Below are 23,001 nucleotides of genomic sequence, written 5' to 3' on the forward strand. Positions count from 1 at the left end.
CAAGTTGGCTCAGGTGCGCTCAGCCCAGGCTGCGCTGCTGAAAAATTTCATGGTTACCGCATGGATGCTGCCATTGGCGATCCACGGATTCAGGTGAGCATAGATCGCCTGCTGACGTTTGACCGGGCTCAGGCCAGCCAACTCGTCGCTGATCACGTTCAACTGGAAGTTGCAGCCTTCGCCTTCAACTTCGACCCGGGATCCCGGCAATTTCTCTTCAAGGAAGCTCTTAACTTCTACGGCCTGCATGCTCAACCTCAATCGGCGCCCGATGCGCACGGGTCGGCCATCATACAAAAAAGCCCCTCGCCTGCGAAGCCCAACGAAAGGGCGCGCGACCGAGGGGCTTCTCATCACTGCCAAGCCATCAGCTTGCCAGCACCTCATCAAGGTCGTAGACCCCGGCGATTTCCCGCATGTCGTCAGGCATGCCGCGCACCTCGACGGCCTTGCCGGCTGCCTGGGCGTCACGGATGAACGCCAGCAGCAGCGACAGGCCAACACTGGTGGAGCGCGCCACGGCCGAGCAGTCCAGCACCAGACGCGACTCACGACAGGCGCCAATCAGCGCGTTGCCCTGCTTGCGCAGGGCCGGCCCGCTGCGGTAATCAAGTTCGCCGGCCAGGCATAGCACGCCTGGCTCGGCCATGGTTACAGCGGTCTCGCTCATTTGACGGTCTTCTCTGGCGAGTTGTCGGCGGCTTCCTTGGCCTTGGCCACCTCGCCAGCCCAGCCGTCGATGGTCTTGTCCAGGTCGTTGCCATTGCGCTGCATGGCATCGGCGAACTGGTCGCGGAACAGCTTGCCAACGTTGATGCCGTTGACGATGACGTTACGCACCTTCCACTCGCCGCCCAGGTTTTCCAGCGTGTACTGCACCGGGTACACGGCACCATTGTTGCCGGTGACCTTCATGCCGACACTGGCACGCTTGCCGTCATCGGCCTTGGCCGGATCGACGGTAATGCCCTGGTTGTTGTACTCCAGCAGCGCATTGCCATAGAACTGCATCAGGCTGCGCTTGAAGTTTTCCTGGAAGCGCTGCATCTGCTCGGGCGTGGCCTTGCGCGAGTACTTGACGGTCATGATGCTCTTGGAAATGCCGTCAGCGTCCACCACCGGCCCAAGGATGCGATTGAGCGCATCGTAGAAGGCATTCGGGTTGGACTTGTATTGCTCCTTGTTGGCCTTGAGGTCGCTGAGCAGCGCAGTGGTGGTGCTCTGAACCACGTCGTGCGGCGACTGTGCAGCCATGGCGAACAGGGGGAAGGCCGCCAGCAGCACCAGCAGGCCACGTCGCAGGATCGAAATCATGGAAACTCCTTAATTAGCCGGTTGCGCTTCTTTGGGTTCCTTGCCAACGGAGTTGAGCAGGAACTTGCCAATCAGATCTTCCAGCACCAGCGCCGACTGTGTGTCATGGATGGTCGAGCCATCCTTGAGCACGTCTTCTTCACCGCCCACGCTGATACCGATGTACTTCTCGCCAAGCAAGCCGGCGGTCAGGATCGAAGCAGTAGAGTCGGTCGGCAGGTTGTTGACCGACTTGTCCAGCTGCAGCGTCACCCGACCGGTGTAGGAATCACGGTCCAGATCGATGGCGGTGACCTTGCCGATCGTTACACCGGCCATGGTCACTTTAGCTCTGACCGTCAAACCGGCGATATTGTCGAAGTACGCATAAACTTTATAGGTATCGCTGCTCGGGCTGGCCGACAGCCCGCTGACACGCAGGGCCAGCAGCAGCAGTGCCAGGATCCCGGCCAGGAGGAACAGGCCGACACCGATTTCCAGGGTGCGGTTTTGCATCAGAAATCTCCAAACATCAAGGCGGTCAAAATAAAGTCCAGACCCAGTACTGCCAACGAGGCATAGACCACGGTCTTGGTGGTGGCACGGCTGATCCCCTCTGAGGTGGGTTCGCAGTCATACCCCTGGAATACGGCAATCCAGGTCGTGACGAAGGCGAACACCAGGCTCTTGATCAGCCCGTTGAGCACGTCGTCGGTAAAGGAAACGCTGTTCTGCATGTTGCCCCAGAACGAGCCTTCGTAAACGCCCAGCCAGTCGACTGCGACCCACGAACCACCCCAGATGCCGACCACGCTGAAGATCAGCGCAAGCAGCGGCAGCGAGATGAAACCGGCCCACAGGCGTGGCGCAACGATGTACTTGAGCGGGTCGACGCCGATCATTTCCAGGCTCGACAGCTGCTCGGTGGACTTCATGTTGCCGATTTCGGCAGTCAGTGCAGAACCTGCGCGGCCGGCGAACAGCAACGCGGTGACCACCGGACCGAGCTCACGCAGCAGGGTCAGGGCAACCATTTGCCCGACCGCCTGTTCGGATCCGTACTTGGTCAGGATGCTGTAGCCCTGCAGGGCCAGCACCATGCCGATGAACACGCCGGAAACGACAATGATCGCCAGCGACAGCACACCCACCGAGTAAAGCTGCTTGGTCAGCAGCTGGAAGCCGCCGCCAATGCCGCCACGGCCGATCAGCGCATGGAACAGGAACAGGCACGAACGCCCGAGCACGGCCAGCACGTCGATCGCCGAGCGCCCGAGCAGGCGAATACGTTCGAGTAAGGATTTTTTGCGCATCACCGCGCCCCCAGCAGATCGGCGCGGTAGTCAGGCGCAGGAAAGTGGAATGGCACCGGGCCGTCCGGGTCGCCTTTCATGAACTGGCGAATGCGCGGATTGTCCGAGCCCATCAATTCGTCGGGCGTACCCTGGCCCAGCACCTGGCCATCACCGACCACATAGATGTAATCGGCAATACTGGCGGTTTCGGCCAGATCGTGGGAAACCACGATACTGGTGATGCCCAAGGCATCGTTGAGCAGACGGATCAACCGTACGAGCACACCCATGGCAATCGGGTCCTGGCCGACGAACGGTTCGTCGTACATCAGGATCTGCGGGTCCAGGGCAATCGCCCGGGCCAGCGCCACCCGGCGCTTCATGCCGCCGGACAGTTCGTCAGGCATCAGGTCGATGGCACCCCGCAGGCCAACTGCCTGCAGTTTCATCAACACGATGTCACGGATCATTTCGTCCGAAAGCTGGGTATGCACGCGCAAAGGAAAAGCGACGTTCTCGAACACGTCGAGATCGGTGAACAGCGCACCGCTCTGGAACAGTACGCCCATCTGCTTGCGTGCGTCGAACAGGTCGCTGCGCGAAAGGCTCGGCAGGTTCTGCCCGGCCACCCACACTTCACCGCTCGACGGCCGTAGCTGCGCGCCCATCAGGCGCAACAGCGTGGTCTTGCCGCAACCCGACGGCCCCATGATCCCGGTGACCTTGCCACGCGGGATACGGATGTCGACGTTGCTGAAAATGCTGCGCGAACCGCGCTTGAAGGTGACTCCCTTCAACTCGACCGCGTAGGCGCTATCCACACTCATCTAGACTCCTTGCTAGTGCAGCCTCGCACTAATGGACGCTGGCCTTCATCGTGAAGACACACGCACCCTTGGCAGGCCGAATAGCGGCGAACTATAGCACTGCTGACCGCACGCCCCCAAGGGTATGGAACAGGTCGTTCAGGCCAACGACAGGCTTTCATGACATTTCACAGGGCAATCGAAATGATGAGGCTTTCTTGTATTGCGGCTATAATCGCCGCCTTTTAATCAGGCATTGCTTTTCGACATGAGCCAATCCAGCGAGCTGATCCACTCCGCCCAGCGCACCCTGCGCCTGGAACTCGAGGCCGTAGAAGGCCTGGTGGCCCGCATCGACGCCAATTTCGTCAAGGCCTGCGAGCTGATCCTGGCGAGCAAGGGCCGGGTCGTGGTGGTCGGCATGGGCAAATCGGGGCATATCGGCAACAAGATCGCCGCCACCCTGGCCAGCACCGGCACGCCAGCGTTCTTCGTGCATCCGGCCGAAGCCAGCCATGGCGACATGGGCATGATCACCCGCGACGACGTCATACTGGCCCTGTCCAACTCGGGCAGCACCGCCGAGATTGTGACCCTGCTGCCTTTGATCAAGCGCCTGGGTATCCAGATGATCAGCCTGACCGGCAACCCGGACTCGCCCCTGGCCCAGGCCGCCGAGGTCAATCTCGACGCCAGCGTCGCTCAGGAAGCCTGCCCGCTGAACCTCGCCCCGACCTCCTCCACCACTGCGGCACTGGTGCTGGGTGACGCGCTGGCCATCGCCCTGCTCGAAGCCCGCGGCTTCACCGCCGAGGACTTCGCCTTCTCGCACCCTGGCGGTGCCTTGGGCCGCCGCCTGCTGCTCAAAGTCGAGAATGTCATGCACGCCGGTGACGAACTGCCCCAGGTACAGCTGGGTACACTGCTCAAGGACGCGCTCCTCGAGATGTCCCGCAAAGGTTTGGGCATGACCGTGATCGTGGGTGCCGATGGCAAGCTGGCCGGGATCTTCACTGACGGCGACCTGCGCCGCAGCCTGGACCGCAACATCGACGTGCACACCACACTGATTGATCAGGTGATGACTGTGCATGGCAAGACTGCTCGTGCCGAGATGCTTGCCGCCGAGGCCCTGAAGATCATGGAAGACCACAAGATCAGCGCCCTGGTGGTCGTGGACAAGGACGACCGCCCGACCGGCGCCCTGAACATGCACGACCTGCTGCGCGCTGGCGTGATGTAAAAGAGAACGAACCGATGACCGAAGATCTCATGCAACGCGGCAAGGCGATCAAGCTCGCCGTTTTCGACGTCGATGGCGTGCTGACCGATGGCCGCCTGTACTTCCTTGAAGACGGCAGCGAATTCAAGACCTTCAATACCCTTGATGGCCAGGGCATCAAGATGCTCATGGCCTCGGGCGTAACCACGGCGATCATCAGCGGACGCAAGACCCCAGTAGTGGAGCGCCGGGCTAAAAACCTCGGCATCCCCCACCTTTACCAGGGCCGCGAAGACAAATTGGTCGTGCTCGACGGCCTGCTCGCCGAACTGGGCCTAAGCTATGAACAGGTCGCCTATCTGGGCGACGACCTGCCCGACCTGCCGGTGATCCGCCGCGTAGGCTTGGGCATGGCGGTGTCCAACGCCGCGCCGTTCGTTCGCCAGCACGCCCACGGCGTAACCCAGGCACGCGGTGGCGAAGGGGCTGCACGCGAGTTCTGCGAATTGATCATGCACGCCCAGGGCACCCTGGACGCTGCCAACGCCAACTACCTTTAAGGCTGCCCATGTTCAGCAAGAAAGCCCGCAATATTGCGCTGCTCGCGGTGATTGCCGCCCTGCTGGTGGCAATCGGCTACTGGAATGTCAGCCCCGAAAGCTTCCTCGAAAAGCCGGTGGCCCAGGTTGACGAAAGCGCGATCGACTATTACGCGATCAACGCGCACAGCGTGCAGTTCATGCCCGACGGCAAGCTGCAATACGAAATGACGGCCGACAAGGTCGAGCACCTCAGGGCCAGCGAAGTCACCCTGCTGACCACGCCCGACCTGCACATGTACCGGGGCACCGAGTACCCTTGGCACGTGCAGAGCGAACGTGCCGAGGTCAACCCGGACGGCACCGAGGTCGAGCTGATCGACAATGTCCGCGTACAACGCATCGACGAAAAGCAGCGTGAACTTATCGTTACCAGCTCCCGCATGACCGTATTCCCGCAGAAGCAATATGCGCAGACCGAGCAAGCCGTTAGAATCGACGGCGCCGGTGGCACAACTACGGGCAAAGGAATGAAAGCGTATTTGAAAGAAGGCAAGATGGACTTGCTCTCTAACGTAAGAGGACAGTATGAGGCTCGTTAAAACCCTCCCCCTTTTGCTCAGCCTGAGCGCAGCACTGGGAAGCGCGAGCGCCTTCGCCCTGCCGACCGACCGTGACCAGCCTATCCGCATCCAGGCCGACAACGCGCACCTGGACGACAAGCAAGGCGTGGCCACCTATACCGGCGATGTCATCATCACCCAGGGCTCGATGATGATCAAAGGCAACACCGTGACCATGACCCGTGCCGCCAATGGCGACATCGACGTGGTGACCTCGGTGGGTAACCTGGCCTACTTCGAGCAGCAGCAGAGCACGGCCAAGCCCGACAAGATGAAAGGCTGGGCGGTGACCATCCAGTACCAGGCGCAAAAAGACACGGTAATCCTTACCGACCGCGCCAAGGTCGAGAATGAAGGCAACACCACCGAAGGCGAGAAGATCATCTACAACACCAAGACCCAGGTTGCGACCGCCGGTCGTGGTGGCAACGTGACTCAACCACGTCAGCGCATCGACATGGTGATCCAGCCGAAGAAGAAGGCCGAGTAAATGGCAACCCTCAAAGCCCAGCACCTGGCCAAGAGCTACAAGGGGCGGCAAGTCGTGCGCGATGTCAGCCTGTCGATCGACAGCGGGCAGATTGTCGGCCTGCTCGGCCCCAACGGCGCCGGCAAGACCACCTGCTTCTACATGATCGTGGGGCTGGTCCAGGCCGACCAGGGGCGCGTACTGATCGACAACCTCGATGTCAGTCACCAGCCCATGCACGGCCGCGCCCGCGCCGGTATCGGCTATCTGCCGCAGGAAGCTTCGATCTTCCGCAAGCTGTCGGTGGCCGACAACATCATGGCCATTCTCGAGACCCGCAAGGACATCGATCGTGAAGGCCGGCGCAAAGAGCTGGAAAGCCTGCTGCAGGAGTTCCACATCAGCCACATCCGCGACAACCTCGGCATGAGCCTTTCCGGTGGTGAACGCCGGCGTGTCGAAATCGCCCGCGCCCTGGCCACCGCGCCGAAGTTCATCCTGCTGGACGAACCTTTTGCCGGTGTCGACCCGATTTCCGTAGGCGACATCAAGCAGATCATCCACCACCTCAAGGCCAAGGGTATCGGTGTACTGATCACCGACCACAACGTCCGCGAAACCCTGGATATCTGCGAGACCGCCTACATCGTCAACGACGGTCGACTGATCGCCGAAGGAGACGCCGAGACCATCCTGGCCAACGAGCTGGTCAAGGAAGTCTACCTGGGTCACGAGTTCCGGCTCTGACCTTCGGGCCCTGCCTGGAGCACTGGCATTTATGCCCTGCAGGGGCTTAAGTTGTTACAGCGCTCTAGGCAAACGCTACAATTTGAGGCATAAAACTTGCTTGAATTTGGCGCTTTGGCGCCCTCGTGTAGTGGATGGCGCATGCGCGCCGGCGAACAAGGTATTAAGCCCCAGCCATGAAACCATCGCTCGTCCTAAAAATGGGCCAGCAACTGACGATGACCCCGCAGTTGCAACAGGCCATCCGCCTACTTCAGCTCTCCACCCTGGACCTCCAGCAGGAAATCCAGGAAGCGCTGGAGTCCAATCCGATGCTCGAACGCCAGGAAGACGGCGACGACTTCGACAACAGCGACCCGATGGCGGACAACGCCGAGAACAAGCCGGCCGCCGAAGTCCAGGACAACAGCTTCCAGGAAAGCACCACCAGTGCCGAGACCCTGGAAGATGGTGAGTGGAACGAGCGAATCCCTAACGAGCTTCCGGTCGACACCGCCTGGGAAGACATCTACCAGACCAGCGCCAGCAGCTTGCCGAGCAACGATGACGACGAGTGGGACTTCACCACCCGTACATCTGCCGGCGAGAGCCTGCAGAGCCACCTGCTGTGGCAGCTGAACCTGGCACCGATGTCCGATACCGACCGCCTGATCGCCGTCACCCTGATCGACAGCATCAACGGCCAGGGCTACCTGGAAGATACCCTCGAAGAAATCTGCGCAGGCTTTGACCCGGAGCTGGACATCGAACTCGACGAGGTCGAGGCGGTGCTGCATCGCATCCAGCAGTTCGAGCCGGCTGGCGTCGGCGCCCGCACCCTGGGCGAGTGCCTGCTGCTGCAATTGCGCCAGCTGCCCGCCAGCACGCCGTGGATGAGCGACGCCCAGCGCCTGGTCAGCGACTTCATCGACCTGCTCGGCAGCCGCGACTATAGCCAGCTGATGCGCCGCATGAAGCTCAAGGAAGACGAACTGCGCCAGGTGATCGAGCTGGTGCAGAGCCTCAACCCGCGGCCCGGTTCGCAGATCGAGTCGAGCGAACCGGAATACGTGGTGCCCGACGTGATCGTGCGCAAGGACAGCGACCGCTGGCTGGTCGAGCTGAATCAGGAGGCGATCCCGCGCCTGCGGGTCAACCCGCAGTACGCCGGTTTCGTCCGCCGCGCCGATACCAGTGCCGACAACACCTTCATGCGCAACCAGTTGCAAGAGGCGCGCTGGTTCATCAAGAGCCTGCAAAGCCGCAACGAAACGCTGATGAAGGTCGCCACACAGATCGTCGAGCACCAGCGTGGATTCCTTGACCACGGCGACGAAGCGATGAAGCCGCTGGTCCTGCATGACATCGCCGAAGCCGTAGGCATGCATGAGTCGACCATTTCGCGGGTGACCACGCAGAAATACATGCACACCCCGCGTGGCATCTACGAACTGAAATACTTTTTCTCCAGCCACGTCAGCACCGCCGAAGGCGGAGAATGCTCGTCTACGGCGATCCGCGCGATCATCAAGAAACTGGTTGCCGCGGAAAATCAGAAAAAGCCATTGAGTGACAGCAAGATCGCTGGTTTACTGGAGGCACAAGGCATCCAGGTAGCCCGTCGCACCGTCGCCAAGTACCGCGAGTCCCTCGGCATCGCACCGTCGAGCGAGCGCAAGCGACTGATGTAGCCCCCGGATGTGCCACAGCGTTTGTGGGGCAGGTGCAAGACCTGCCTCTTTATGCACGGGCAACAAAGGAGAAGCTGTATGCAAGTCAATATCAGTGGACAGCATGTCGAAGTCACCCAGCCACTGCGCGATTATGTGCTTGAAAAGCTCGCTCGCGTGGAGAGTCACTTCGACAAGATCACCAACGTGCAGGTCATCATGAAAGTCGAGAAGCTGCAGCAGAAGGTCGAGGCGACCCTGCAGATTCCCGGCGGTGAAGTGGTTGCCAACGCCGAACACGAAGACATGTATGCAGCGATCGACGCCTTGGCCGACAAGCTCGACCGCCAACTGAAAAAACACAAGGAAAAACAGCAAAGCCTGCTGCAAGGTGCAGCCGCCCGCTGATCCCTCTCATCCATGATCCGACTTGAAACCATCCTGACCCCCGGCCGTTCCCTGGTGAACGTGCCGGGCGGCAGCAAGAAGCGCGCCCTGGAAAAGGTCGCCAACCTGATTGCCGAGCAAGTACCCGAGCTTGCGATGCAAGACGTCTTCGAAAAGCTCATCGCTCGCGAAAAACTGGGCTCGACCGGCTTTGGCAATGGCATTGCCATTCCCCACTGCCGACTTGAAGGCTGCGCTGCCCCAGTAAGTGCACTATTGCACCTGGACGCGCCGATCGACTACGACGCCATCGATGGCGCACCGGTGGATCTGCTGTTCGTCCTGCTGGTGCCCGAGGCGGCCACCGATGCCCATCTTGAACTGCTGCGCCAGATCGCCAGCATGCTTGATCGCAAGGAGGTCCGTGATCGGCTGCGTGCCGCCGGTAGCAGCGAGGCCCTGTACCAGGTTGTCCTGAACGCACAGAACGAGCACTGAACATGCGCCTGATCATCGTCAGCGGCCGGTCCGGCTCCGGCAAGAGCACCGCCCTCGATGTCCTGGAAGACAACGGTTTCTATGTCATTGACAATCTGCCGGCCGGGCTGCTGCCACAGCTGGCAGAGAACGCGCTGATTAACACCGAGCTGTTGCAGCCACGGGTCGCGGTCAGTATTGATGCACGCAACTTGCCGAGCCATCTGTCACGCTTCCCCGAACTGCTCGAGGAAGCCCGTGCACGCCACATCCAGTGTGATGTGCTTTATCTTGATGCCGACGAAGACACGCTGCTCAAGCGTTTCTCGGAAACCCGCCGTCGCCACCCGCTGACCAATGCCGACCGCTCGCTGGCCGAAGCGATCCGGGTTGAAAGCGAGCTGTTGGGGCCGATTGCCGACCTTGCCGACCTGAAGATCGACACCACCAGCCTCAACCTCTACCAGCTACGCGATACGATCAAACTGCGCCTGCTCAACCAGCCCGAGCCCGGCACCGCCTTCCTGGTCGAATCGTTCGGTTTCAAGCGCGGGATGCCGGTCGATGCTGACCTGGTGTTCGACGTACGCTGCCTGCCCAACCCGTACTGGAAACCGGAACTGCGCGAACATTCCGGCCTGGAGCAGCCAGTCATCGACTACCTCGCCGCACAGCCGGACGTCGAAGAAATGTTCAACGACATTTCCAGTTACCTGCTCAAATGGCTGCCACGCTTTGCCGCCAGCAACCGCGCCTATGTCACCATCGCCATTGGCTGCACAGGTGGCCACCACCGCTCGGTCTACATCACCGAACGCCTCGGCCAGCTGTTGCAGCAATCCCTGAAAAACGTCCAGGTTCGCCACCGCGACCTCTAGCCCACAGGATCCACCGCACGATGCCCGCCCGCGAAATCACCATCATCAACAAGCTGGGCCTGCATGCCCGGGCGGCAGCCAAGTTCGTCGGCGTGGCCGGCAAATACCCCTGTCAGGTCCGCGTCGGCCGCGCGCCAGACAAGATGGTGGACGGCAAGAGCATCATGGCGGTGATGATGCTGGCGGCAGGCAAAGGCACCCAGGTGCACCTGCTGACCGAGGGCGAGCAGGACACCGACGCCCTGGAAGCGCTGGTGGCGCTGATCAACAACTACTTCGACGAAGGCGAGTAATCCCTAGACGGCGCGGTACCTGCCGGCGCGCGCCGGGCTCTCGGCGAATCACGACATTGCCGTATCCATCACCATCATCAAGCAAAAGCCGATACACAACCCCAGGCTGGCCAGACGGTGATTCCCGTTGCTGCGCGACTCGGGAATGATTTCCTGGGTCACCACCAGCAGCATCGCCCCGGCCGCACAGGCCAGGCCCACCGGCAGCAGCAACTCCGCCATGTTCACCAGCCAGGCACAGATCACCGCAGCCAGTGGCTCGACCAGGCCAGAGGCGGCACCGATCAGGAACGCCTTGAACCGTGGCATCCCCGCGCCTGCCAGCACCAGGGCTATCACCAGTCCCTCAGGCACATCCTGCAAGGCGATGCCCATGGCCAGGCTATCGGCGTCGGCCATGCCACCGCCGGCAGACACACCGATGGCCATGCCTTCGGGAATGTTGTGGGCGATGATGGCGATCACGAACAACCAGATCCTTGCGGCGATCACCGGCTGATTTTCGGTGCCTACCAGCGCTTCCGGTGAAGCACCAGAGACCTTGAGATCGACCAGGAACAGGCACAGGGCGCCGAGCATCAGGCCGAAGCTGATCAGGCCACCGGCGCCCCAAGGGCTGAAACCGATGGCCTGGGCGGCATCCAGCCCAGGGATGATCAGCGAGAACGCCGTGGCCGCCAGCATCACCCCGGCCCCGAAGCCCAGCAAGGTATCGGCCAGGGCTACCGGCATATTGCGAATCACCAGCACCGGTACCGCGCCCAATGCCGTACCCAACGCGCACAGGGCGCCACCCTCCAGGGCGCGCAGCATGCGCGGTTCCAGGTCCAGCCAGGCGATGCCACGGGCCAGCAGCAACGCCGTGCCGGCCAGTAACAGCAAGGTGCCCAGCGCCAGCCGGAACAGACGCACACTGCCGACAGACATCACCTCAGAACGCATACCGGGCCGACTCACTTCAGGGCTTCGTGATAGCGGCGATCCACTTCCGCCCAGTCGATCACGTTGTAGAAAGCGCCAATGTATTCCGGGCGACGGTTCTGATACTTCAGGTAATAGGCATGCTCCCAAACGTCCAGGCCGAGGATCGGCGTATTGCCGTGCATCAGCGGGCTGTCCTGGTTGCCGCTGCTTTCCACCACCAGCTTGTTCTCTGGAGTGACGCTGAGCCAGGCCCAGCCGCTGCCGAATCGGGTCAGCGCCGCCTTGGTGAACGCCTCCTTGAATGCCTCGAAGCCACCCAGTTCGGCATCAATGGCCTTGGCCAGCGGACCTAGTGGCTGACCACCGCCCTTGGGCGACATGACCAACCAGAACAGGCTGTGATTGGCGTGGCCGCCCCCGTGATTGGTGACCGCACCGCGCAGGTTTTCGGGCAGTTGCTTGACTGCGCCGACCAGCTTCTCGACTGGCCATTCGGCCCACTCCGTGCCCTCGATGGCCGCGTTCAGGCCATTGACGTAGGTCTGGTGGTGCTTGGTGTGGTGGATTTCCATGGTTTGCGCATCGATGTGCGGTTCCAGCGCATCGTAGGCGTAAGTCAGTGCAGGCAAGGTATGCGGCATATCAATGGATTCCGTAGGTATGGGTACTGGGCGCCACGTCTGGCTGTGCAGCAAGTTCGCTGGCCCCGGCGCCGTGGCGGTTGAGTAGGCACTCGGTACGTGGATACTGGCCGTATTCGGCGATGAAACTCAGCAGTTCGGTGTAGGTGCGCCCGCTGTGGCGCAGTGCTGCATCACGCAGCGCCTGCGGCAAGCGCGCCTCCTGGCTGGCCTGGAGCAAGCGCTGATGCGCGGCGCACAGGTAGTCGGCGCTCTCGTGCGGCTGGTTCAGGCGCAGGTGCAGATCGGCCAGGTTGTGATGGGCGATGACCAGGGCCGCCACCGCCTCGTCGACGTCATGCCAGCGCTCGAACAGCACTTGTGCCAAAGCCAGTGCTTGCAGGTAATGCTCTCGGGCGTCGACCAGCTCGCCCTGTTCGAACAGGCGGTTGGCCGTCTCGGTCGTGCGTTTCCAGTGCTGCATGACGTTGTTTCCTCTGGGCGCTACGGCGTGTCAGATGCCGCCTGCGGTGAGCTTTTCCGGATCCAGCAGTGCTTCGAGCTGGTCGCGCGACAGGTCGGTGTGCTCAAGTGCTACATCAATGATCGGGCGCCCCTGTTTGTAGGCGGTCTTGGCGATTTCGGCAGCCTTGAGGTAGCCGATGATCGGGTTCAGCGCGGTGACCAGGATCGGGTTGCGGGCCAAGGCTTCCTTGAGCTTGCCCTCGTTGACCTTGAAGCTGGCAATGGCCTTGTCGGCCAACAGGCGGCTGGCATTGGCCATCAGTTCGATGCTCTCCAGCAGGTTGCGGGCGATCACCGGCAGCATCACGTTCAGTTCGAAGTTGCCCGACTGGCCGGCCACAGCGATGGTGGCGTCATTGCCGATCACCTGGGCGGCAACCATGGCAGTCGCTTCCGGGATTACCGGGTTAACCTTGCCCGGCATGATCGATGAGCCCGGCTGCAGGCCCTGGAGCTCGATTTCACCCAGACCAGCCAAGGGGCCTGAGTTCATCCAGCGCAGGTCGTTGGCAATCTTCATGAGTGCTACGGCAGTGGTCTTGAGCTGGCCTGACAGTGCCACGGCGGTGTCCTGGGAGCCGATCAGGGCGAACAGGTTATGGCCGGGGGTGAACTCGACTTTGGTGAGCCCGCTCAGTTGACGCGCGAAGCCGGCGGCGAACTGCGGGTGGGCATTGATCCCGGTGCCCACGGCGGTACCGCCCTGGGCCAGTGCCTGCAGGCTCGGCAGGGTCGCTTCGAGGTGTGCCTTGGCGCCATTGATCTGCGCAGCCCAGCCATCGAGCACTTGGCTCATGCGCACCGGCATGGCATCCATCAGGTGGGTACGGCCGGTCTTCACATACTGATGCACCTGAGACGACTTGGCCTCGATCACCTGAACGAGGTGGCTCAGCGCCGGCAGCAGCTGCTCATGCAGTGCCAGGGCGGCGCTGACATGAATGGTGGTAGGTATGATGTCGTTGCTGCTCTGGCCGCAGTTGACGTGATCGTTGGCATTGACCGGCTCACCGAGCACGCGGCTGGCCAAGGTGGCGATCACCTCGTTGGCGTTCATGTTCGAGCTGGTGCCCGAGCCGGTCTGGAACACATCCACCGGGAAGTGCTGGATGAAATCTTCGGCCAGCAATTGCTCGACCGCCTTGACGATAGCCTGGCCCTGCCCTGCCGACAGTTGCTCCAGCTCGATGTTGGCCTTGGCGGCGGCGGCCTTGGCCAGCAACAGGGCGCGGATGAACTGGGCTGGCATACGCTGGCCGCTGATCGGGAAGTTGTCGACCGCGCGCTGGGTCTGGGCGCCATATAGAGCCTTGGTCGGCACCTGCAGTTCACCCATGCTGTCACGCTCGATACGGGTATCACTCATCTTCAAATCCTTGCATCAGTTCATCGGGAGAAATCGACGGCAGCAGCCGGCAGTTGGCCAGCTGCAAGGCGTAAGGCTGCCAGCGCTGGTTCTGCTCGCGGCGATCGAGGTTGCGCAGGTCGAGCAGTGGGCGCCAGGCCTGGTCCAGGCACAGGCAGCGCCAGTGCCACGGCAACATGCGGTCGCAGGCGGTATCCAGCAGCAGACGGAAGGAGGTCAGTGCCACGGTCCATGGCGAGGTTTCGGTGCAGCACACCAGGTAACGGCCTTCGGCCAGGTAGTGCTCGATCAGGCGCGGCTCGTCGGGTTCGAGCGCGCAGCGGATGCGCCGGCTGAGCCAGCGCCAGTTTTCCAGGTAGGGCAGTTCGCGGAGGACGGGTTTCATGAACATCATCGCCGAGTTACTGGATAATGATATTCATTATTAAGTGATAAACAGAATCACTTCAAGTGCCAGGTGATGAAAGAAAAAACCCGGCGCGATGGCCGGGTTTCAATGTCACTGGCTGTTCTGGCAGTGATCAGCTGCCGGCGACCGTCATCCGCTCGATCAGCACCGAGCCTGTGTGAATATTGCTGCGAGTCTCAAGATCGCTGCCAATCGCGACAATCTGCTGGAACATATCCTTCATGTTGCCGGCAATGGTCACTTCCTGCACAGCATGCTGAATCTCGCCATTCTCGACCCAGAAGCCCGCCGCACCACGAGAGTAATCACCGGTCACCATGTTCAGGCCATGGCCCATCAGCTCGGTCACCAGCAGGCCACGGCCCATGCGCCGGATCAACGCCGCCTGGTCTTCCACACCGTGGGTGACATACAGGTTGTGCACGCCCCCGGCGTTGGCGGTACTCGGCAAGCCCAGTTTGCGCCCGGAGTAAGTACCCAGCAGGTATGACACCAGCTCGCCTTTGTCGACGAACGGCTTCGCATAGGTCGCCAGGCCGTCACCGTCGAATGCGGCGCTGCCCAGTGCACGCGGAATGTGCGGACGCTCGTCGAGGGTCAGCCAGGATGGGAACAGGCGCTGACCGATGGTTCCATCGAGGAACGAAGACTTGCGGTACAGGTTGCCGCCCGAGATGGCCGACAGGAAACTGCCGAACAGGCCACCGGCCAGCTCGGCAGAAAACAGCACGGGGACTTCGCAGGTCGGCACCGGCCGCGCACCTAAGCGGCTGGCGGCACGTTGGGCGGCGCGCACGCCAATGCTGCGCGGGTCGGCCAACAGGTTGCCCTGGCGGTTCACGTCATACCAGTAGTCACGCTGCATCTGCCCTTCGCCTTCGGCGATCATCACGCAGCTGAGGCTGTGCCGGGTCGAGGCGTAGCCACCGATGAAGCCGTGGCTGTTGCCGTACACGCGGCACCCCTGATGAGTGTTCAGGGTGGTGCCATCGGCATTGAGGATGCGCTTGTCGGCATCGAATGCCGCCGCCTCGCAGGCCAGCGCCATCTCGATGGCCTTCTCCGGCTCGATATCCCAGTCGTGATAGAGGTCGAGGTCGGGGATCTCGCGGGCCATCAGCGCGGCGTCAGCCAAGCCCGAACATTCGTCCTCGGAGGTATGCTTGGCAATCGCCAAAGCGGCGGCCACGGTTTCGCGGATGGCATCCGGGCCACTGGCCGAGGTGCTGGCCGAACCCTTGCGCTGGCCTACATAGAGGGTGATGCCAAAGCCCTGGTCGCGGTTGAACTCGACCGTCTCGACCTCGCGCTGGCGCACCGTGGTGGACAGGCCCTGCTCCAGCGATACCGCTACTTCGCAGGCACTGGCGCCTTGCTTGCGTGCTTCTGCAATGATCGCTTCGACCTGCTCCTGCAACGCTGGCAGGTCCTTGGGGCCTACGCTCTGGACTGCACTCATGGTTTTCTCCACTCAAATTCTGCGTTCGGCTGAGGGTCATTCAGCGACCGGGCCGGACAAGCGGCCCCCGACTGGTTATGATGGCGGCAATTTCTATGCCTTGTACGAAAAGTGCCTGCGCGACGCTCATGCTGCGTTGAAAACAGGCTCGGAATGCTCATTTACAGTCAGTAAACTCCGCTTCCTCGCCTGTTTTCGCCTTGCCTGATCGCCGCTCGGCGACTTTTCATACAACCCAAGCGGACTGCCACCATGGTTGATTCATACGACGACGCCTTCGACGGCGAAAAAAGCAAAACCCAGATCAAGCGCGAGCTTCATGCGCTGGTCGAACTCGGCGAACGCCTGACCACGGTCAAGGCCGACACCCTGGCGCGCCTGCCGCTCACCGACGAGCTGCGCAAGGCCCTGGCCGACGCCAGCAAGCACACCGCCCATGGCGCACGCAAACGCCACATGTCGTTCGTCGGCAAGCTGATGCGCGACCAGGACCTGGACGCCATCCACGCCGTGCTCGAGCAGATCGACAGCTCCAGCCGCCAGTACAACGAGCGCTTCCACAACCTGGAGCGCTGGCGCGACCGCCTGATCGACGGCAACGACGAAGACCTCGAGCGTTTCGTCAACGAATACCCCGAGACCGATCGCCAGCAGCTGCGCTCGCTGATCCGTCATGCCCAGCACGAAAAGGCGCGGAACAAACCGCCTGCCGCTGCGCGCAAGGTGTTCAAGTACATCCGCGATCTCGACGAGATGCAGCGCGGTCTGCGCTGATTCACGCCGCCTGGGGCTGGCTTGCAGCCCCGGGACGATTCTCACGCGCCAGTTCCGCCCACGGTAATCGCGTCCAGCTTCAAGGTCGGCTGCCCGACGCCTACCGGCACCGATTGCCCATCCTTGCCGCACGTACCCACACCACTGTCCAGCGCCAGGTCGTTACCGACCATCGACACCCGGCTCATGGCCTCCGGCCCGTTGCCGATCAGGGTCGCGCCTTTCACCGGGGCAGTGATCTTGCCGTCTTCGATCAGGTAGGCTTCGCTGGTCGAGAACACGAACTTGCCACTGGTGATGTCGACCTGGCCACCGCCGAGGTTGGCGCAGTAGATGCCTTTCTTCACCGAAGCGATGATTTCTTGCGGATCGCTCTTGCCGGCCAGCATGTAGGTGTTGGTCATGCGCGGCATCGGCAGGTGCGCATAGGACTCGCGGCGACCGTTGCCGGTAACCGCCATGCCCATCAGGCGTGCATTGAGCTTGTCCTGCATGTAGCCCTTGAGAATGCCGTTTTCGATCAGCGTGGTGCATTCGGTCGGCGTGCCTTCGTCATCGACGCTCAACGAGCCGCGGCGACCTTCGAGGGTGCCGTCGTCGACAATGGTGCACAGTTCCGAAGCGACCTTCTCGCCGATCCGCCCGCTGAATGCCGAGCTGCCCTTGCGGTTGAAGTCGCCTTCCAGGCCATGGCCGACCGCTTCGTGCAGCAGCACGCCCGACCAGCCGGAACCCAGTACCACCGGCAACGTGCCGGCCGGGGCCGGGATAGCTTCGAGGTTGACCAGCGCCTGGCGCAGCGCTTCGCGGGCATAGCCCATGACCCGGTCTTCCGTGAAGAAGCGGTAGTCGGTACGCCCGCCACCGCCCTGCCCGCCGCGCTCGCGGCGGCCATTCTGTTCGACGATGACACTGACGTTGAAACGCACCAGTGGGCGCACATCGGCGGCCAGGCTACCGTCGGCAGCAGCAATCAGGATGCGCTCCCAGACCCCGGCCATGCTTACGCTGACCTGCTGGATACGCGGGTCGAGGGCACGGGTGGCGGCATCGACACGCTTGAGCAGCTCGACCTTTTCGGCACGGCTGAGCACATCCAGCGGGTTGTCAGGGGCATACAGCGCTGCCACGTCCTGGCTGCGGAACGCCTGCACCGTGCCGTTCTGGCCAGCACGGGAAATCGAACGGGCAGCACGTGCCGCCGAGGTCAGCGCCTCGAGGTTGATCGCATTGCTGTAGGCAAAGCCGGTCTTCTCACCGGACTGGGCACGCACACCCACGCCCTGGTCAAGGTTGAAGCTGCCTTCTTTGACGATGCCGTCCTCCAGCGCCCAGGTTTCCGAGATCTGGCCCTGGAAATACAGGTCCGCGGCGTCGATGCCGGGGCCGGCCAGTTCGCCCAGCACGCTCTGCAGGCTGTCGAGGGTGAGTCCGCCCGGGGCCAGGAGCTGCTCGCTGACGGTGGATAACATCTGGCTCATAGTCACTCCGAGGTGTGCGCAGGCCGCAAGGCGTCCTGCGAGAAAAAGCGCCGGTGCGTGGTGACCGGCATGCGCGCCCGGATGGACGCCTGTTCATCAATGTCGCGCTCGGCGAGCAATACCGCTTCGCCGTGCGCCTGTTCTGCGACGATCCGCCCCCAAGGGTCGACGATCGCCGCATGCCCGTGGGTTTCCCGCGGGCCTGGATGGGTACCGCCCTGAGCCGCCGCCAGCACATAACACTGGGTCTCGATGGCCCGGGCACGGATCAGCACTTCCCAATGCGCTGCTCCTGTGACCGCAGTAAAGGCAGCCGGTGCCGTGATCAGCTCCGCGCCGGCACTGCGCAAGGCACTGTACAGCTCGGGGAAGCGCAGGTCATAACACACGCTCAGCCCCAGGCGCCCTACCGGTGTATCGGCTACCACCACTTGGGCGCCATGGGCATAGTCATCGGACTCGCGGTAGCGGCCACGGTTGTCGGCCACATCCACGTCGAACAGGTGCAGCTTGTCGTAACGCGCCGCCAGTTCGCCGTGTTCGTCGATCAGCAGTGAGCAGGCATGGGCCTTGGCGTCTGGCTGGCCTTGTGGCGGCAGCGGCAAGGTACCGGCAACAATCCATAATCTGAGGTCGCGTGCGGTGCGTTTCAACCATGGCAGGATCGGGCCCTCGCCCAGGGTTTCAGCGCGGCCGATGACCGCGGCATCCTTGCGCCCCATTGCCGCGAAGTTTTCCGGCAGCACCGCCAGCCGCGCACCGCCCAAGGCCGCCTGTTCGAGCAAGGCGCCTGCACGCTGCAGGTTGGCCAGCACATCGTCCTGGCTGACCATCTGGATGACCGCTGCCTTCATGGGCACTCCCGAAATTATTTATCGAACGGTTTCACAAAGGTGATTTTAGGCTCTTTCACCGGGCCCTCGACGCGATAGTGCACGCTGGCGAAACGCGACACCCGGTCGCCGATCAACCGATCGACCAGGAACAGCGCCCCCCCGACCGCTGGCGCACCGACGATCAGCGCAGCCAATGGCAGGTTGTTGGTCACCGGCAGGGTCACCTGGAGGTTGGCAGCGACCCGATCACGCACCAGGTCCAGAGTGCCATCAAGTTCGAAATTGCTCGACGGCCCGGTCACGGTGATCGGCTCGCGGGTCACGTAGACACCACTGCTGGCCACCAGCAGGCCCTTGACCCGGTCGTAGGCCAGGCCCTTGTCGAACAGGTCGGAGAAGTCCAGGCGCAAGCGCCGGCCAATCGAGTTGAAGTTGAGCAGGCCGAACACTCGCAGGGCTTGAGCGCCACCTTCCACTTCGACGAACTGACCGCTGCGCAATGCGGCATCCATGCTGCCCGAGAAGCGCTTGAGGCCGACCCAGGCCGGCGAACCGGGCCAACGGCCGTCGACATCCAGGCGGAAATCGCGACTGGTGACGGTCGGGGCGAACCCCCAGGCCTTGAGCACATCGGCGAGGTTCTTGCCATCGAGCCGGCCTTTGTACCAGCTGCTGGTAGCGCCCGTTTCACCTTCCCAACCGCCAGTGCCATCGACATGCAGGCCTTTGAAGTCGAGGTCGATATCCTGCGCTGTCACACCCCGTGCAGTCGGGCGCAGCTTCAGTGCGGCATTGCCGAACAGGTCGTCGCCGCGGTACAGCTTGTCGATGCTCAGGTCCAGGGCCGGCACTTTGCGCGGGTCGAACGAGGCCAGCGGGTCTGGGCCCTCTTCCGACTGCGCTTCAGCCGGGTCGGCAGGCGGCAGACGCAGGGTCTGCAGGCGCACGACCATCGGTGCAGCCTTGGCATCCGGCACGCGCGCGTTACCGATGACTTCCTTGCTGTCCAGGCGCAGATCCCAGGCTGGGCCACCACGGGTCAGGCGTACCACGGCCTGGTTCAGGCTCATGCCGAAGGCTTTCAGCTGGCCGATGCTCAGGTCGACACTTTGCAGGTTCTGCCGGGCATTGCCACCGGGGTCGTCCCCGGCAAAGCGTGCGGCCTGTTCCTGCCAAGGGCCCAGATCGAGGCTTTCCAGCCGCCCCTTCACCCGCAGCCCCTGAGCCGCAGGCAGCTGCGCCTGCCCGGCGCCAAGCAGCAATTCGCCACGACCTTGGCCGAGTTTGTCGGCCGGTGCGGCGTAGGCGAAACGGGCCAGGTCGGCGTAAGCCGCATCAAAACGCCGCTCAGGCCCTTGCAGATTCATGCTGAAACGGGTGTCACGGGTATCCGCCGCTGCCTTGCCGAAGGGGGCCGGCAGGTCGATGGTCAGCCCCTTGAGCGAAGAGCTGACATTCAAGCTGTTGTCACGGCTGCCCAGATTGACCTGCAACTGGTACGGCAGATCGCCGGAGGCGGGTAAGGTCTGCTTGAACTGCAGCCAGTCGGTCAGGGACTTCAGCGAAGCCTGGCCACTGGCGTTGATGCGCGTCTGCATCTGCCCTGGCTGGCCTTCGGCACTGATCTGCGCAGTGACGGGCTTGCCGAACACTTGCAAGCTGATGTTCTTGCCGCTTAGCCCCTTGTCGAGGTCGAAACTGAAGTCACCTTTCAGGCGCGTGAGGTCCAGGCTCGGCGGGGCCACCTTCAGGCGTGCATCGGCAGTGGCGAAGTCCACCAGCACTTTTGGCCGCTCGCCGTGGGCCAGCGGTACGTCAAGCTTGAGCTTGCCCTTGAGCGGGCCCTCGCCTTCCCAGCCGGCGAAGATCTCGCCAGTGCCAATTGGTGCTTCCTTGAGAATCTTCAAACCATCGCCGAGGCTGCCGTCGAAATCGCCGTCGAGGTACAGGTGGCTGTGCTGCCCACTGTCGACATGGGGAATATTCACGCTTACGTCGCTGACCTTGGTATCGAGCAGCAGGCCCTTGCTGGCCTTGATGCGCACGCCGCTGTCTTCGATCAGCACATCGCCGTCCACCTGTTGCACCTGCGGCCAGCCTGGCTGGAAGTCCAGTGCGGCGTCGTGAACCTTGAAGAACAGGCTGATGCTGCGTGCTTCCGGGGTAGCACCGTGGTTCAACGAGCCCTGGTACTGGAAGTAGCCCTGGTCGACGTTGCCTTTGACGATGGCGCTGCGCAGCCATTCGTCGAGGGCCGGGCTCAGCACTTCGGGCAGGTACTTGGCGGTGTAGCGGCCATCGCCTTCGGTCAGGCCGACGCGCAGGTCCATGTAGCTTTCAGCGCCTTCATCGAACAGCAGGCGAATCAGGAAGTCGCCGGCAATCTTGCCTTCATCGCCCAGCACCTTGAGGTAGGGTGCGATGAGGGTGAAGCCGTGCTTGTCGAGCGCCCAGGTCAGGCGCGCATTGGCTTTCTGGTACTGCCAGGGTTTGGCGAAGATCGGATACAGGTGCAGCATGAATGCGTCGGTATCCAGGCGCAGCTCGCCATGCCCGAGGTCGCCGCTGATGCTGCCGCTGACATTACCGGCCGCGGGTGCACCGTGATAAGCATCGAAACCGACCCGCTCCAGGTTGGCGGCGAACTGCAGGCGCTGGTCGCCCTCGGCTTTTGGCCGTGCTTCCAGGCGAACGTTGCGCAGTGCCCCGGTGACCTTCAGCGCATCGACCACGGTCATGAGCTTGTCCGGCAAGGGCGCCAAGGCGTCGATCAAGGGGGTCAACGGGGTGAGGTCTAGGCGGTCGGCCTGCACTTGCCAGGTTTCGTCCGCTGGGTCATCACCCAGGCGCTGGTTCACTTGCAGGTGCGATTCCCAACGGGTCTTGCCGATGCTCGCGGCAAGTGAATCGACCACCACATCGAAGCCCTGATCGCGGCGCTGGAACCAGGCGGCCAAGGCCAGATTGTCCAAGTCCACGGCCTTGCGCTCGGCGTAGGCACCGCGCAGTTGCGGGGCATTGAGGCGGACCATCGCCTGCTGCAACTGACCCTCGCTCCAGTCGACCCAGAACTCGCCACCGGCCTTCAACGCTTCAGCCCGCCACTGGCCCAGCAAGGCAGGCGGCAGCCACTGCGCCCAGTCGCTTTGCGGCAGGCTCAGGTAGGCCTCGACCTCGCCATCGCGCCAGGCCTTGGCATTTGCCCGGCTGCGCACACTGACTGCCAGCGGCTGGCCGTCGGGCAAGGTCGCACGCAGGTCGAGGGCCTGGCGTGATGCCCCGGCCTGCAGGCCAACGCTGACATAGGTGAGGGTCAGCGGGTCACGCTGCCAGGGCTGCAGGGTAACCTGGCTGTCGAACACATCGATGCGGCCCAATTGGCGCAAGCGCTGCAACAGCTCGGCAGGGTCCAGCGGCGCGTCGTCCTTTTTCGGCACCCCTTCGAAGGCCCAGCCACCCTGCTCGTCTTCGCGCAGAATCAGTTGCAGGCCGCCGAGTTCGATGCGCGCCAGGCGCACTTCACGGGAGGTCAGGCTGGCCCACAGGTCAGGCACCACCTTCACCTCATCCAGGCGCAGGGCCGATGCGCCCTCGCCCAGTTGCAGGTCACGCACGCGCAATATTGGCGCCAGGCCACTCCAGCGCCCTTCCAGAGCGCCCACGTGCACAGGCAGGCCCAGCGCCTGTTCGGCCTTGCTCTCGACGTCGGCACGGTATTCGGCCACAAGCGGCACCAGCTCGCGGCCAAGGCTGACATACAACGCCACCAGCACCGCGAGCAGGGCACAGATGCCCAGCCCCCAGCGGGTCAAGGCGACAAGAACGCGGTTCAGACGTCCCATGGCCATGGCCCTCCAGGTCGTTTATCCATGATGGCCCGACGTACCGATTTTGCCAGCCAGCGCCATCCGCGGCAGGTATCAGAAAGC

The 23,001-nt window shown here is 62.6% G+C and carries 27 protein-coding genes; 12 read left to right on the forward strand and 15 right to left on the reverse strand.

Going from position 1 to position 23,001, the window contains the following annotated elements; all coding sequences use genetic code 11:
• Nucleotides 1–9: 9 nt before the first annotated feature.
• From N430_RS13885 to N430_RS13910, 6 genes are all read right to left on the reverse strand, one after another.
• Nucleotides 10–249, reverse strand: a complete 240-nt coding sequence (locus N430_RS13885) for a BolA family protein (protein ID WP_003255121.1) — start codon at nucleotides 247–249, stop codon at nucleotides 10–12.
• Between the two features lie 118 nt (nucleotides 250–367).
• Nucleotides 368–670, reverse strand: coding sequence for a lipid asymmetry maintenance protein MlaB (locus N430_RS13890; RefSeq protein WP_110637462.1), 303 nt, complete (start codon nucleotides 668–670; stop codon nucleotides 368–370).
• Complete coding sequence (locus tag N430_RS13895) at nucleotides 667–1,314, reverse strand: phospholipid-binding protein MlaC (RefSeq protein ID WP_110637463.1); 648 nt, start codon at nucleotides 1,312–1,314, stop codon at nucleotides 667–669. The genes N430_RS13890 and N430_RS13895 overlap by 4 nt, the downstream gene beginning before the upstream one ends.
• Before the next feature lie 9 nt (nucleotides 1,315–1,323).
• Complete coding sequence (gene mlaD / locus N430_RS13900) at nucleotides 1,324–1,809, reverse strand: outer membrane lipid asymmetry maintenance protein MlaD (protein ID WP_110637464.1); 486 nt, start codon at nucleotides 1,807–1,809, stop codon at nucleotides 1,324–1,326.
• The gene (mlaE, locus tag N430_RS13905) at nucleotides 1,809–2,606 is read right to left on the reverse strand and encodes a lipid asymmetry maintenance ABC transporter permease subunit MlaE (protein WP_110637465.1); all 798 of its coding nucleotides are present in this window, start codon (nucleotides 2,604–2,606) and stop codon (nucleotides 1,809–1,811) included. The genes mlaD and mlaE overlap by 1 nt, the downstream gene beginning before the upstream one ends.
• Nucleotides 2,606–3,415 carry an ATP-binding cassette domain-containing protein gene (locus N430_RS13910; RefSeq protein ID WP_043213285.1) on the reverse strand — a complete coding sequence of 270 codons (810 nt, stop codon included), beginning with the start codon at nucleotides 3,413–3,415 and terminating at the stop codon, nucleotides 2,606–2,608. Before N430_RS13910 ends, mlaE begins: the two co-directional genes overlap by 1 nt.
• A 247-nt stretch (nucleotides 3,416–3,662) precedes the next feature.
• Between N430_RS13910 and N430_RS13915 the strand changes: the two genes are divergently transcribed.
• The 10 genes from N430_RS13915 to N430_RS13960 all read left to right on the forward strand — a co-directional run bounded on the left by N430_RS13915 (nucleotide 3,663) and on the right by N430_RS13960 (nucleotide 10,678).
• Entirely contained in the window at nucleotides 3,663–4,637 is a 975-nt protein-coding gene (locus N430_RS13915; RefSeq protein ID WP_110637466.1) for an SIS domain-containing protein, read from the forward strand.
• A 14-nt stretch (nucleotides 4,638–4,651) separates the two neighbouring features.
• Complete coding sequence (locus N430_RS13920) at nucleotides 4,652–5,176, forward strand: HAD family hydrolase (protein ID WP_110637467.1); 525 nt, start codon at nucleotides 4,652–4,654, stop codon at nucleotides 5,174–5,176.
• A gap of 8 nt (nucleotides 5,177–5,184) precedes the next feature.
• Nucleotides 5,185–5,757 carry an LPS export ABC transporter periplasmic protein LptC gene (gene lptC, locus N430_RS13925; RefSeq protein WP_110637468.1) on the forward strand — a complete coding sequence of 191 codons (573 nt, stop codon included), beginning with the start codon at nucleotides 5,185–5,187 and terminating at the stop codon, nucleotides 5,755–5,757.
• Nucleotides 5,744–6,268, forward strand: a complete 525-nt coding sequence (gene lptA, locus N430_RS13930) for a lipopolysaccharide transport periplasmic protein LptA (RefSeq protein ID WP_079229603.1) — start codon at nucleotides 5,744–5,746, stop codon at nucleotides 6,266–6,268. Before lptC ends, lptA begins: the two co-directional genes overlap by 14 nt.
• Entirely contained in the window at nucleotides 6,269–6,994 is a 726-nt protein-coding gene (gene lptB / locus N430_RS13935) for an LPS export ABC transporter ATP-binding protein (protein ID WP_110637469.1), read from the forward strand.
• Between the two features lie 176 nt (nucleotides 6,995–7,170).
• The gene (locus N430_RS13940) at nucleotides 7,171–8,664 is read left to right on the forward strand and encodes an RNA polymerase factor sigma-54 (protein WP_110637470.1); all 1,494 of its coding nucleotides are present in this window, start codon (nucleotides 7,171–7,173) and stop codon (nucleotides 8,662–8,664) included.
• Nucleotides 8,665–8,742: 78 nt separating this feature from the next.
• Nucleotides 8,743–9,051, forward strand: coding sequence for a ribosome hibernation-promoting factor, HPF/YfiA family (gene hpf, locus N430_RS13945; RefSeq protein WP_003255135.1), 309 nt, complete (start codon nucleotides 8,743–8,745; stop codon nucleotides 9,049–9,051).
• A 12-nt stretch (nucleotides 9,052–9,063) separates the two neighbouring features.
• Nucleotides 9,064–9,528 (forward strand): PTS IIA-like nitrogen regulatory protein PtsN, encoded by a 465-nt coding sequence (ptsN, locus tag N430_RS13950; protein ID WP_110637471.1) that lies wholly within the window; start codon nucleotides 9,064–9,066, stop codon nucleotides 9,526–9,528.
• Nucleotides 9,529–9,530: 2 nt separating this feature from the next.
• Nucleotides 9,531–10,385, forward strand: coding sequence for an RNase adapter RapZ (gene rapZ, locus N430_RS13955; RefSeq protein WP_110637472.1), 855 nt, complete (start codon nucleotides 9,531–9,533; stop codon nucleotides 10,383–10,385).
• 20 nt (nucleotides 10,386–10,405) lie between these two features.
• Complete coding sequence (locus tag N430_RS13960; RefSeq protein WP_103445568.1) at nucleotides 10,406–10,678, forward strand: HPr family phosphocarrier protein; 273 nt, start codon at nucleotides 10,406–10,408, stop codon at nucleotides 10,676–10,678.
• Nucleotides 10,679–10,726: 48 nt separating this feature from the next.
• Here the strand turns inward: N430_RS13960 and N430_RS13965 are convergent, their stop codons facing one another.
• The 6 genes from N430_RS13965 to pmbA all read right to left on the reverse strand — a co-directional run bounded on the left by N430_RS13965 (nucleotide 10,727) and on the right by pmbA (nucleotide 15,981).
• Nucleotides 10,727–11,620, reverse strand: coding sequence for a ZIP family metal transporter (locus tag N430_RS13965; protein WP_110637473.1), 894 nt, complete (start codon nucleotides 11,618–11,620; stop codon nucleotides 10,727–10,729).
• Between the two features lie 11 nt (nucleotides 11,621–11,631).
• The gene (locus N430_RS13970) at nucleotides 11,632–12,243 is read right to left on the reverse strand and encodes a superoxide dismutase (RefSeq protein ID WP_110637474.1); all 612 of its coding nucleotides are present in this window, start codon (nucleotides 12,241–12,243) and stop codon (nucleotides 11,632–11,634) included.
• A gap of 1 nt (nucleotide 12,244) precedes the next feature.
• The gene (locus N430_RS13975) at nucleotides 12,245–12,706 is read right to left on the reverse strand and encodes a hypothetical protein (RefSeq protein WP_110637475.1); all 462 of its coding nucleotides are present in this window, start codon (nucleotides 12,704–12,706) and stop codon (nucleotides 12,245–12,247) included.
• A gap of 30 nt (nucleotides 12,707–12,736) precedes the next feature.
• Nucleotides 12,737–14,113 carry a lyase family protein gene (locus tag N430_RS13980; RefSeq protein ID WP_110637476.1) on the reverse strand — a complete coding sequence of 459 codons (1,377 nt, stop codon included), beginning with the start codon at nucleotides 14,111–14,113 and terminating at the stop codon, nucleotides 12,737–12,739.
• Nucleotides 14,106–14,507 (reverse strand): hypothetical protein, encoded by a 402-nt coding sequence (locus N430_RS13985; protein WP_060484655.1) that lies wholly within the window; start codon nucleotides 14,505–14,507, stop codon nucleotides 14,106–14,108. The genes N430_RS13980 and N430_RS13985 overlap by 8 nt, the downstream gene beginning before the upstream one ends.
• Nucleotides 14,508–14,634: 127 nt before the next feature.
• Nucleotides 14,635–15,981, reverse strand: a complete 1,347-nt coding sequence (pmbA, locus tag N430_RS13990; RefSeq protein WP_110637477.1) for a metalloprotease PmbA — start codon at nucleotides 15,979–15,981, stop codon at nucleotides 14,635–14,637.
• Here pmbA and N430_RS29300 point away from each other — a divergent pair.
• Together N430_RS29300 and yjgA are read left to right on the forward strand one after the other, a co-directional pair.
• Nucleotides 15,980–16,189: a hypothetical protein gene (locus tag N430_RS29300; protein ID WP_133248853.1), complete on the forward strand. Its 210-nt coding sequence runs from the start codon at nucleotides 15,980–15,982 to the stop codon at nucleotides 16,187–16,189. The two genes, pmbA and N430_RS29300, sit on opposite strands and share 2 nt — an antisense overlap.
• 44 nt (nucleotides 16,190–16,233) lie before the next feature.
• Nucleotides 16,234–16,755 (forward strand): ribosome biogenesis factor YjgA, encoded by a 522-nt coding sequence (gene yjgA, locus N430_RS13995; RefSeq protein WP_027920225.1) that lies wholly within the window; start codon nucleotides 16,234–16,236, stop codon nucleotides 16,753–16,755.
• A gap of 41 nt (nucleotides 16,756–16,796) precedes the next feature.
• Here the strand turns inward: yjgA and tldD are convergent, their stop codons facing one another.
• The 3 genes from tldD to N430_RS14010 are packed head-to-tail and all read right to left on the reverse strand — an operon-like array spanning nucleotide 16,797 to nucleotide 22,920.
• Nucleotides 16,797–18,236 carry a metalloprotease TldD gene (gene tldD / locus N430_RS14000; RefSeq protein ID WP_110637478.1) on the reverse strand — a complete coding sequence of 480 codons (1,440 nt, stop codon included), beginning with the start codon at nucleotides 18,234–18,236 and terminating at the stop codon, nucleotides 16,797–16,799.
• 2 nt (nucleotides 18,237–18,238) lie between these two features.
• Nucleotides 18,239–19,090, reverse strand: a complete 852-nt coding sequence (locus tag N430_RS14005; RefSeq protein ID WP_110637479.1) for a carbon-nitrogen hydrolase family protein — start codon at nucleotides 19,088–19,090, stop codon at nucleotides 18,239–18,241.
• Nucleotides 19,091–19,104: 14 nt separating this feature from the next.
• On the reverse strand, nucleotides 19,105–22,920 hold the full coding sequence (locus tag N430_RS14010; protein ID WP_110637480.1) for a YhdP family protein: 3,816 nt from the start codon (nucleotides 22,918–22,920) through the stop codon (nucleotides 19,105–19,107).
• Nucleotides 22,921–23,001 lie beyond the last annotated feature (81 nt).

This window comes from Pseudomonas sp. CC120222-01a, from assembly GCF_003097235.1.
In the GTDB taxonomy this organism is placed as follows: domain Bacteria; phylum Pseudomonadota; class Gammaproteobacteria; order Pseudomonadales; family Pseudomonadaceae; genus Aquipseudomonas.

Bases quoted from the DNA above. Each gene is read 5' to 3' on its own strand.
- N430_RS13885 (WP_003255121.1), bottom strand. From the start codon at position 249: ATGCAGGCCGTAGAAGTTAAGAGCTTCCTTGAAGAGAAATTGCCGGGA.
- N430_RS13890 (WP_110637462.1), bottom strand. From the start codon at position 670: ATGAGCGAGACCGCTGTAACCATGGCCGAGCCAGGCGTGCTATGCCTG.
- N430_RS13895 (WP_110637463.1), bottom strand. From the start codon at position 1,314: ATGATTTCGATCCTGCGACGTGGCCTGCTGGTGCTGCTGGCGGCCTTC.
- mlaD (WP_110637464.1), bottom strand. From the start codon at position 1,809: ATGCAAAACCGCACCCTGGAAATCGGTGTCGGCCTGTTCCTCCTGGCC.
- mlaE (WP_110637465.1), bottom strand. From the start codon at position 2,606: ATGCGCAAAAAATCCTTACTCGAACGTATTCGCCTGCTCGGGCGCTCG.
- N430_RS13910 (WP_043213285.1), bottom strand. From the start codon at position 3,415: ATGAGTGTGGATAGCGCCTACGCGGTCGAGTTGAAGGGAGTCACCTTC.
- N430_RS13915 (WP_110637466.1), top strand. From the start codon at position 3,663: ATGAGCCAATCCAGCGAGCTGATCCACTCCGCCCAGCGCACCCTGCGC.
- N430_RS13920 (WP_110637467.1), top strand. From the start codon at position 4,652: ATGACCGAAGATCTCATGCAACGCGGCAAGGCGATCAAGCTCGCCGTT.
- lptC (WP_110637468.1), top strand. From the start codon at position 5,185: ATGTTCAGCAAGAAAGCCCGCAATATTGCGCTGCTCGCGGTGATTGCC.
- lptA (WP_079229603.1), top strand. From the start codon at position 5,744: ATGAGGCTCGTTAAAACCCTCCCCCTTTTGCTCAGCCTGAGCGCAGCA.
- lptB (WP_110637469.1), top strand. From the start codon at position 6,269: ATGGCAACCCTCAAAGCCCAGCACCTGGCCAAGAGCTACAAGGGGCGG.
- N430_RS13940 (WP_110637470.1), top strand. From the start codon at position 7,171: ATGAAACCATCGCTCGTCCTAAAAATGGGCCAGCAACTGACGATGACC.
- hpf (WP_003255135.1), top strand. From the start codon at position 8,743: ATGCAAGTCAATATCAGTGGACAGCATGTCGAAGTCACCCAGCCACTG.
- ptsN (WP_110637471.1), top strand. From the start codon at position 9,064: ATGATCCGACTTGAAACCATCCTGACCCCCGGCCGTTCCCTGGTGAAC.
- rapZ (WP_110637472.1), top strand. From the start codon at position 9,531: ATGCGCCTGATCATCGTCAGCGGCCGGTCCGGCTCCGGCAAGAGCACC.
- N430_RS13960 (WP_103445568.1), top strand. From the start codon at position 10,406: ATGCCCGCCCGCGAAATCACCATCATCAACAAGCTGGGCCTGCATGCC.
- N430_RS13965 (WP_110637473.1), bottom strand. From the start codon at position 11,620: ATGCGTTCTGAGGTGATGTCTGTCGGCAGTGTGCGTCTGTTCCGGCTG.
- N430_RS13970 (WP_110637474.1), bottom strand. From the start codon at position 12,243: ATGCCGCATACCTTGCCTGCACTGACTTACGCCTACGATGCGCTGGAA.
- N430_RS13975 (WP_110637475.1), bottom strand. From the start codon at position 12,706: ATGCAGCACTGGAAACGCACGACCGAGACGGCCAACCGCCTGTTCGAA.
- N430_RS13980 (WP_110637476.1), bottom strand. From the start codon at position 14,113: ATGAGTGATACCCGTATCGAGCGTGACAGCATGGGTGAACTGCAGGTG.
- N430_RS13985 (WP_060484655.1), bottom strand. From the start codon at position 14,507: ATGATGTTCATGAAACCCGTCCTCCGCGAACTGCCCTACCTGGAAAAC.
- N430_RS29300 (WP_133248853.1), top strand. From the start codon at position 15,980: ATGGTTTTCTCCACTCAAATTCTGCGTTCGGCTGAGGGTCATTCAGCG.
- pmbA (WP_110637477.1), bottom strand. From the start codon at position 15,981: ATGAGTGCAGTCCAGAGCGTAGGCCCCAAGGACCTGCCAGCGTTGCAG.
- yjgA (WP_027920225.1), top strand. From the start codon at position 16,234: ATGGTTGATTCATACGACGACGCCTTCGACGGCGAAAAAAGCAAAACC.
- tldD (WP_110637478.1), bottom strand. From the start codon at position 18,236: ATGAGCCAGATGTTATCCACCGTCAGCGAGCAGCTCCTGGCCCCGGGC.
- N430_RS14005 (WP_110637479.1), bottom strand. From the start codon at position 19,090: ATGAAGGCAGCGGTCATCCAGATGGTCAGCCAGGACGATGTGCTGGCC.
- N430_RS14010 (WP_110637480.1), bottom strand. From the start codon at position 22,920: ATGGCCATGGGACGTCTGAACCGCGTTCTTGTCGCCTTGACCCGCTGG.